This window comes from Actinomyces sp., from assembly GCF_030530635.1.
In the GTDB taxonomy this organism is placed as follows: domain Bacteria; phylum Actinomycetota; class Actinomycetes; order Actinomycetales; family Actinomycetaceae; genus Actinomyces.
Map to the genome: position 1 here is coordinate 23369 of NZ_JAUMUL010000054.1, position 1152 is coordinate 24520.

Here is a 1152-nt window from a genome sequence, read left to right on the forward strand (position 1 = left end):
CCTCAGCGTCGGCCTCGGCGGCCTCGGCCCTGGGGGGGGGGGGCGCGGGCGGGGTCCCGCGGGGGGGGCCCCCCGCCCCCGCCCCCCCACGGCAGGCTCATCGCGTCCCTCGCCTCGCAACATGCCGGCCAGCACACCCACAAACATCAAGGCACTCCGGCCGCCACGGTCGTCAGCACGAAGAGTCGGTGTGGTTGGGGCTGGTGGGGGTTGTTCGAGGACGTGGGCTAGCCGCCGACGACGCGGCCTGGCCCTTGAGGACGCCGCCCGGGAGGGTGTCCTCGGCGGCCGGCCGGCGTCGTGGAGGTTTATCCCGCGTCCTCGAGCACTCCGCCTGGCCGACGGCGAGAGCGTCCCGACTGGGCCGAGAACGTCCTCGCCAGCCCGACGACGTCCTCGGTGCCCCGAACACGTCCTTGTACGCCCGAGAACGACCTGTGCTGGCCGAACACGTCCCTATCAGTCCGAGTACGACCCGTCAGCCCGACACCGACCTTGCCACCCCAACCACGACCACCGCGAACACCGCAACCCGGGCCGAAGCCAACACGCCGGAACCACCACACCCCCAAACACGAAGAGCCCGCTAACCCCCGCAACCGACCTGAAGCACCACGTTGCGCCTATAGCCCCAACCCGCATGCCACCCACGTTGACAGGAGGAAAAAGAGAATCCCCGGAATCGTTGTGATTCCGGGGAAAAGTAGTGGCGGAGGATGGGGGATTCGAACCCCCGAGGGCTTGCACCCAACACGCTTTCCAAGCGTGCGCCATAGGCCACTAGGCGAATCCTCCAGGTGCCGCACGCGGCTGCTCACCACGTGTAGCGAAACGCGAATATATCGGACCGGGTGGCTCTGGCGCCAACCCTGAGCGGTGGCATCCGTCACGAACGGACCCGTGGCGTGGACATGGGCAGCCATCGGCGTGCGCGATCGCGCCAGCAATGGAACGTACCGGTGGATGAGGGGACGGACTCGTGGATGAGGGTGTGCACGCCCTGCAACTGCGGGCAGGCGGCGGACTTGACCGTCTCCGGGTCCTATCGGGTACGCTCGCACTCGGCCCCTCGTGCGGCGTCATCCAGTGAATCCCCCCAGGACCGGAAGGTAGCAAGGGTAAGCGGGCTCTGGCGGGTGCACGGGGGGTCCT

General features: G+C 68.7%; 1 tRNA gene and 1 other RNA gene. One reads left to right on the plus strand and one right to left on the minus strand.

Annotated features, from left to right (window positions below):
- Positions 1-707 precede the first annotated feature (707 nt).
- A tRNA-Ser gene (locus Q4A20_RS11585) sits at positions 708-795 on the minus strand.
- Between the two features lie 265 nt (positions 796-1060).
- Here Q4A20_RS11585 and ffs point away from each other — a divergent pair.
- Positions 1061-1150, plus strand: an RNA gene (ffs, locus tag Q4A20_RS11590) — signal recognition particle sRNA small type.
- Positions 1151-1152: the final 2 nt, after the last annotated feature.